This is a genomic window from Nocardioides albidus (assembly GCF_006335005.1).
GTDB lineage: Bacteria > Actinomycetota > Actinomycetes > Propionibacteriales > Nocardioidaceae > Nocardioides > Nocardioides albidus.
This window is the reverse complement of the sequence record NZ_VDMP01000020.1, coordinates 189,723-196,582: the sequence shown is the minus strand read 5'-3', so window position 1 is coordinate 196,582 and position 6,860 is coordinate 189,723. Positions and strand designations below refer to the sequence as shown.

The 6,860-nt window shown below is 72.4% G+C and carries 8 protein-coding genes; 4 read left to right on the top strand and 4 right to left on the bottom strand.

The features are described from left to right. Positions 1 to 49: 49 nt before the first annotated feature. Positions 50 to 1,009: a thiamine-phosphate kinase gene (locus FHP29_RS07645; protein WP_240044384.1), complete on the bottom strand. Its 960-nt coding sequence runs from the start codon at positions 1,007 to 1,009 to the stop codon at positions 50 to 52. Between the two features lie 130 nt (positions 1,010 to 1,139). Between FHP29_RS07645 and FHP29_RS07640 the strand changes: the two genes are divergently transcribed. Beyond that, positions 1,140 to 1,376: an Lrp/AsnC family transcriptional regulator gene (locus tag FHP29_RS07640; RefSeq protein WP_139622256.1), complete on the top strand. Its 237-nt coding sequence runs from the start codon at positions 1,140 to 1,142 to the stop codon at positions 1,374 to 1,376. Further along, the gene (locus tag FHP29_RS07635) at positions 1,355 to 1,843 is read left to right on the top strand and encodes a DUF3515 domain-containing protein (RefSeq protein WP_139622255.1); all 489 of its coding nucleotides are present in this window, start codon (positions 1,355 to 1,357) and stop codon (positions 1,841 to 1,843) included. The genes FHP29_RS07640 and FHP29_RS07635 overlap by 22 nt, the downstream gene beginning before the upstream one ends. Before the next feature lie 30 nt (positions 1,844 to 1,873). Here FHP29_RS07635 and FHP29_RS07630 read toward each other — a convergent pair whose 3' ends face one another. Further along, positions 1,874 to 2,998: a D-alanine--D-alanine ligase family protein gene (locus FHP29_RS07630; protein ID WP_139622254.1), complete on the bottom strand. Its 1,125-nt coding sequence runs from the start codon at positions 2,996 to 2,998 to the stop codon at positions 1,874 to 1,876. Between the two features lie 24 nt (positions 2,999 to 3,022). On the opposite strand from FHP29_RS07630, the gene FHP29_RS07625 reads away from it, so the two are divergent. Next, the gene (locus tag FHP29_RS07625) at positions 3,023 to 4,129 is read left to right on the top strand and encodes a trans-sulfuration enzyme family protein (RefSeq protein WP_139622253.1); all 1,107 of its coding nucleotides are present in this window, start codon (positions 3,023 to 3,025) and stop codon (positions 4,127 to 4,129) included. Between the two features lie 118 nt (positions 4,130 to 4,247). Here FHP29_RS07625 and FHP29_RS07620 read toward each other — a convergent pair whose 3' ends face one another. After that, a complete protein-coding gene (locus FHP29_RS07620; protein ID WP_139622252.1) occupies positions 4,248 to 5,264 on the bottom strand; it encodes an NAD(P)H-dependent glycerol-3-phosphate dehydrogenase in 1,017 nt (338 codons plus the stop codon). After that, positions 5,264 to 6,016 (bottom strand): lysophospholipid acyltransferase family protein, encoded by a 753-nt coding sequence (locus tag FHP29_RS07615; protein ID WP_139622251.1) that lies wholly within the window; start codon positions 6,014 to 6,016, stop codon positions 5,264 to 5,266. Before FHP29_RS07615 ends, FHP29_RS07620 begins: the two co-directional genes overlap by 1 nt. A gap of 71 nt (positions 6,017 to 6,087) precedes the next feature. Between FHP29_RS07615 and cofC the strand changes: the two genes are divergently transcribed. Next, a complete protein-coding gene (gene cofC, locus FHP29_RS07610) occupies positions 6,088 to 6,747 on the top strand; it encodes a 2-phospho-L-lactate guanylyltransferase (RefSeq protein ID WP_139622250.1) in 660 nt (219 codons plus the stop codon). Positions 6,748 to 6,860: the final 113 nt, after the last annotated feature.

Sequence of the window (6,860 nt, the reverse complement as noted above, 5' to 3'; positions counted from 1 at the left end):
GAGGGCTGGCGACCCCACCCGACCGGGCGACACGCTCGGCCGAGACAGCTCAGAAATGGGTCCAGCCGGTGGGGCCGTCGTACGCCGCTCCGTCGACGGTGACGGGGAGCTCTCCACGGGCGCTGACCGAGCCGATCCGGGTCCAGCCCTCGGGCAGCGTCGCGCCCGGCGGGAAGGTGGCGAGCAGGGGGTGGTCCTCGCCCCCGCCGAGGATGAACTGCAGCGGGTCCGCGCCGGTCGCCTGGCCGACGGCCAGGAGGGGCTCGGGGATCACGAAGGTCCCGGTCTCGACGTCGATGCTCACGCCGGAGTCGTCGGCGAGGTGGGCGGCCTCGGCGAGGAGGCCGTCGGAGACGTCGATCATGGCGGTGGCTCCGGCCTCGGCGGCGATCGGCCCGGCGTCGTACGGCGGCGCGGGCCGGCGGTAGGCGTCGACGAGGACGCGCGGCGAGCGGAAGCCGCGGCCGAGGACGGCGAGTCCGCCGGCGGACCAGCCCTGGCGGCCGCAGAGCGCGAGGACGTCGCCCGGAGCGGCACCGGAGCGCAGCACCGGGGAGACGGTGCACGCTCCGATCGCGGTGACCGAGATGACGACCTGGTCGGCGCGGGTGACGTCGCCGCCGACGAGGCCGGCGCCGACGGCCGCGCACTCCTCGGCGAAGCCCCGGGCGAAGTCGAGCGCCCACTGGGCGGGGAGGTCGGCCGGGGTGGCGAGCCCGACGGTCAGCCACTGCGCGCGGCCGCCCATCGCGTTGATGTCGGAGAGGTTCTGCGCCGCGGCGCGGTGGCCGACGTCGACGGCGTCGACCCAGTCGCGGCGGAAGTGGCGGCCCTCGACCAGCATGTCCGTCGACACGACGACGTGGCCCTTGCGCACGCGCAGCACCGCGGCGTCGTCCCCGGGGCCCAGCAGGACGTCGTCGCCCGGCGCGGTGGTGGCGACGATCTCACCGATCTGCGCGATCAGGCCGAACTCCCCGAGGTCCGCCAATGTCGTGTCCGGGCTGATCGCGTCTGCCATGTCCCCATCCCACCAGACGTACCCGTGGGTAGGTCGAGCGGCTCACGAGTTCTGCTGGACGGCCTCGGCGGGGTAGGTTGAGGCGTTCCACAAACTTCTCCGGCGGGAGCGTGAACCCATGGTGGTGCAGGCCTACATCCTCATCCAGACCGACGTCGGCAAGGCCGCCGAGGTCGCCCGCGAGGTCGGCGCGATCGCCGGCGTCACGCTTGCCGAGGACGTCACCGGCCCCTACGACGTGATCGTGCGCGCCGAGGCCCGCAACGTCGACGAGCTGGGCAAGCTCGTCGTCTCCAAGGTGCAGAACCTCGAGGGCATCACCCGCACGCTGACGTGCCCCGTCGTCCACATCTGAGCCGGGTCGCCCTCCTTCTGCCGCTCACCGTGCTGGTGGCCGCCTGTGGCGGCCCGGTCGAGGTGGAGGTCCCGCGGCTGTCGGCTGCGGATCGCGCCGCCTGCGAGGACTTCGCCGCCGACCTTCCCGGCACGCTCGCCGACGAGAAGCGCGTCGAGATCGACCCGGACGACGCGCCGGCGGCGGCGTACGGCGACCCCGCGATCGTGGTCCGCTGCGGTGTCGCCACGCCGAAGGGCTTCGACCTCGCGGCGTCGTGCGAGTCCGCGAACGGGGTCGGCTACTACATCCCCGAGGAGCAGTACGACGACCAGGACCTCGACCTGACGGTGACCGCCGCGGGCTACCGGCCCCGCGTCGAGGTGACGATCCCCGCGCGCTACCGGCCCAACGCCGGACCCGCCGCGATGGCGGTGCTCGCCACGCCGATCAAGGAGCATCTCACCCTGGTCGACGACTGCGACTGACCCGCTGGCGGGCCTCCGGTCGGACGCGGATCAGCGCAGGCCGGTGTCGCGCCGGAGCGCGAGCGTGAGCAGCCGGTCGACCAGGTCGGCGTACTCCAGGCCGGTGGCGGCCCACATCCGCGGGAACATCGACAGGGGCGTGAAGCCGGGCATCGTGTTGAGCTCGTTGACCACCAGCGAGCCGTCCGGCATGAGGAAGAAGTCGACGCGGGCCAGGCCCTCGCAGCCGACGGCCAGGAAGGCCCGGGCGGCCATCTCCCGCATCCGTGCCTCGACGCCCTCGGGGAGGACGGCCGGCACGTCGAGCTCGGTGTTCTCCTCGGGGAGGTACTTCGCCTCGAAGTCGTAGAACTCGTGCTCGCCGGTGATCCGGATCTCGGCCGGCAGGCTGGTCTCCGCGCCGCCGTCGAGGGTCTCGAGCACACCGCACTCGACCTCGCGGGCGCCCTCCGCCGACACCTCCACCAACACCTTCGGATCGTGCGCCAGCGCACCCTCGATCGCCTGGTCGATCTCGTCGGGGGTGTGCGCCTTCGCGATGCCGATGCTGGACCCGCCGCGGGCGGGCTTCACGAACAGCGGGTAGCCCAGCGCGGCGACGCGCTCGCGGACCGACGCGGGGTCGGCGGCCCACTGGCGCGCGGTCACGGTCTCGCTCGGCATCACGGGCAGGCCGGCGTCCTTGAGGACCACCTTCATGAACGCCTTGTCCATGCTGACCGCGGACGCCAGCACTCCGGAGCCGACGTAGCGCACGTCGGACATCTCGAAGAGTCCCTGGATGGTGCCGTCCTCGCCCCAGGGACCGTGCAGCAGCGGGAAGACGACGTCGACGTCACCGAGGGCACGGGGAGTCCGCGCCGGCTCGCTGACGACCAGGCCGGTGCCGTCGCTGGTGGGCGCCAGGCTGACGGCCGCGCGGTCGCCGTCCACTGCGGGCAACCGACCCGGGCCGGTGATCCGGTGGCGCTGCGGGTCATCGGCCTCCAGCACCCAACGGCCGTCGGTCGCGATGCCGACCGGGATGACGTCGTACTTCTCCCGATCGATGGCCTGCAGGACGCTGCCCGCGGTCACGCACGAGATGGCGTGCTCACTGGAGCGGCCGCCGAAGACGACAGCGACGCGGACACGGCGGCCGGTGGGAGAGCTCATCGCCGAAGACCCTACCTTTGGGGCATGTCCGCACCTGCGCATGACCCGTCCTCCGCCGCTCCGGCGCTGCGCCCCGCGACCATCGCGGTGACGGCCGGGCGTCCTCCGCACGAGCCGGACGAGCCGTTGAACGTGCCGATCACGATGACCTCGACGTACGGCGCGACGGGCGACCTCGAGTACGGCCGCTTCGGGAACCCGACCTGGTCGGCCTTCGAGGAGACGCTGGGAGCGCTCGAGGGCGGGCGCGCGCTCGCGTTCGCCTCCGGCATGGCCGCGGTCACCACCATCCTCGACCTGGTCGGCATCGGTGGCAGCGTCATCGCGCCGCGGCACGCCTACAACGGCTCGGTGGCCGCCCTCGCCGACGCCGAGTCGCGCGGCCGGCTCAGGGCGAGCCTCGTCGACACCAGCGACACCGCCGCCGTGATCGCGGCGCTGCGGGCCGACGAGGACTGCGCCCTGCTGTGGCTGGAGTCGCCCACCAACCCTGCCCTGGAGGTCGCCGACATCCCGGCCCTGGTCGCGGCCGCCCACGAGCTCGGGATCCGGGTCGTCGTCGACAACACCTTCGCCACTCCCCTGCTCCAGCAGCCGCTGTCGCTGGGGGCCGACATCGTCGTGCACTCCGCGACGAAGTACATCGCCGGGCACAGCGACGTCCTGATGGGCGCGATCGTGGTGGCCGACGAGGAGGTGTACGGCGCCCTCAAGGGCCGCCGCGACCTCGCGGGCGCCGTACCTGGGCCGTTCGAGACGTGGCTGGCCCTGCGCGGCCTGCGCACCCTCCCCGTGCGCCTCGAGCGGGCTGCCGCCAACGCGGCGGAGCTCGCCCGTCGCCTCGCCGACCATCCCGCCGTCGAGGAGGTCCGCTATCCCGGCTTCGGCGCGATCGTCGCGCCGGTCCTCGCCGGTGGCGCGGACGCCGGCGACTTCCTGGTCCGGGCGACGTCCCTGTGGGTGCACGCCACGTCCCTGGGCGGGGTCGAGTCGACCTTCGAGCGCCGGCGCCGCTGGAAGCTCGAGCCGGCCACCATCCCCGACGGGCTCGTGCGCCTGTCCGTCGGCATCGAGGACGTCGAGGACCTCTGGCACGACCTGAAGCAGGCCCTGGACCGGATCAACGCCTGACCGCGACCCGGCCCGTCCTGACCCGCAAACGTCGTCGACCCGGCCCGTCCTTACCTTGCAGAAGGTCAGGATGCGCCGGGGCGACGCTCATCCGAGGTCAGCATGCGCCGGGTCGCGGCTAGCTCAGCTCGGCCTTGGTGTCGCGGGAGATGAACGCGTCCATCAGCTGGGAGGTGGTGAGGCGGCCCTGGACGACCTCGTCGACGGCGTCGACGATCGGGGCGTCGATGCCGGTGCGTGCCGCGAGCGCGCGCAGGGACGAGCAGGACTTGGCGCCCTCCGCGACCTGGCGGGTGGAGGCGTAGATCTCCTCGACGGTCATCCCCTGGCCGAGCTTCTCCCCGAAGGTGCGGTTGCGCGAGAGCGGCGACGAGCAGGTGGCGACCAGATCGCCGAGGCCGGCGAGACCCATCAGGGTGAGCGGGTTGGCGCCGAGGTTCATCGCGAGCCGAGCAGTCTCCGCGAGGCCACGGGTGATGAGGGAGGCGGTCGTGTTGTCGCCGAAGCCCTGCCCCACCGCCATGCCGACGCACAGAGCGACGACGTTCTTGTAGGCGCCGCCGTACTCGCAGCCGAGCACGTCGACGCTGGTGTAGGGCCGGAACGCCGGTGAGTGGAGCCTCTTCTGCAGGCTGGTGGCGACGCCCTCGTCGGCGCAGGCCACGACCGACGCGGCGGGCTCGCGGCGCGCGATCTCGCGGGCGAGGTTGGGCCCGCTGACGACGGCGATGCGGTCCTCGGCGATGTCACCGACCTCGGCGATCACCTCGGACATGCGCTTGAGGGTGCCGAGCTCGACGCCCTTCATCAGCGAGACCAGCACAGCCTCGTCGTCGACGTACGGCAGGAAGGTGGGCAGGTTCTCCCGCAGGGACTGCGAGGGCACGGCGAGTACGACGACGTCCGCGCCGGCGAGCGCCTGCTCGGGATCGTGGGTGGAGCTGATCGCGCGGGGCAGCTCGATGCCGGCGAGGTAGTCGGTGTTCTCGTGGCTCTCGTTGATGGACGCGGCGACCTCCTCGCGGCGCGCCCAGATGCACACGTCGTTGCCGGCATCGGCCAGCACGATGGAGAACGCCGTCCCCCACGAGCCGGCGCCGAGCACCGCGACCTTCTTGCCCAACAGGTTGCCCATCAGCTCGCCGCCTTCTTGTTCCTCTTGAACCGGTCACCGTGCACGGCCATGTCGTAGCGCTCGGCCGGCGCGGTCTCGCCGCGCACCAGCTCCAGCTGATGGGTGATCGCGGCCATGATCCGAGCGGTGGCCTCGTTGACGACCGCGGTCGTCCGCTCCCTCGCGCGCAGATCGTCGAGCTCGACGGGCGGGCCGACACGCATCACGACCTTGCGGCGCGGCACGAGGTGGGGACGCTTGGTGTACGGCGGCAGGATCTCGTGGGCGCCCCACTGGCCGACCGGGATCACAGGACACCCGGTCTCGAGGGCGATCCGGGCAGCGCCGGACTTGCCCTTCATCGGCCACAGGTCGGGGTCACGGGTGATCGTGGCCTCGGGGTAGATGACCACGCACTGCCCGGCACGCACCGCGTCGACCGCCGCGGAGTACGCCCCGACGGCATCCTTCGTGTCGCGCCTGACCGGGATCTGCCCGGCACTGCGCAGGAAGTAGCCGAGCGCCCTGTTGTCGAACAGGCCGGACTTCGCGAGGTACCGGGGCTTGTAGCCGTGCTCGTAGACCAGGTGCGCAGCCGTCAGCGGGTCGGCGTGGGAGATGTGGTTGAGGACGATGATGAAGCCGCCCCGCTCCGGGAGGTTCTCCACGCCGATCCACTCGTGGCGGGTCGCCGCCAGCAAGGTCGGCTTGACGATGGCGACGGCGATGCCGAAGGCCCAGCCTCGCTTCTCCCGCAGCTTCCGAACGGTCACGAGCATGGAGATTACCGGTCAGTGACCACGCCCACTCCTGGGCACGACGACCGACCTGTCAGGATTCGGGAGTGTTCACGCGTCCGGGCTCGTTCGCCGTGCTGCTGCCGGTGAAGTCGCCAGGGACCGGCAAGTCCCGGCTCTCGATCCTGCCGGATCCCGAACGCGCCCTTCTCGCGGCGGCGTTCGCGACCGACGTGGTCGACGTGTGCCTGCGGACCGACCACGTCGCGGGCGTGCTCGTGGTCAGCGACGACGCCGGCTTCGCAGCGACGCTCGCGGCGCGGGGCGCGCACACCTGCGCCGACCCGGGCGGGGGGCTGAACGCGGCGTTGCGCCACGGGGCGGCATTCCTGGGCGACGAGCGGCCGGACCTGCGGCCCGTCGCCCTGTGCGCCGATCTTCCGGCTCTCGTGCCGGCCGACCTCGCCGCGGCACTCGCCGACGTCCCCTCCGCGCCGTGCTTCGTGGCGGACGCGGACGCTACCGGCACCACGCTCTACAGCGCGTCCTACGAGGACTTCGACCCGCGCTTCGGAGCGGGATCGGCGTCCGCCCACGCGGACTCCGGCGCGCGAGCCCTGGGCGGGGAATGGCCGACACTGCGCCGCGACGTCGATGACGTCGCCGGGCTCGAGGCCGCGATCAGGCTCGGCGTCGGCCCTTGCTCGGCCGAGGTGCTGCGTCGGATCGGCCCGCTGCACGGACGACGAAAGGGCCGCACTCCGTGAGGAATGCGGCCCTTTCGGGGTGATCGTCGAAGTCGGCTCAGGCCTTCTTCGCGGTCTTCTTGGCCGGAGCCTTCTTGGCCGGGGCCTTCTTGGCAGCGGGCGCCTTCTTGGCG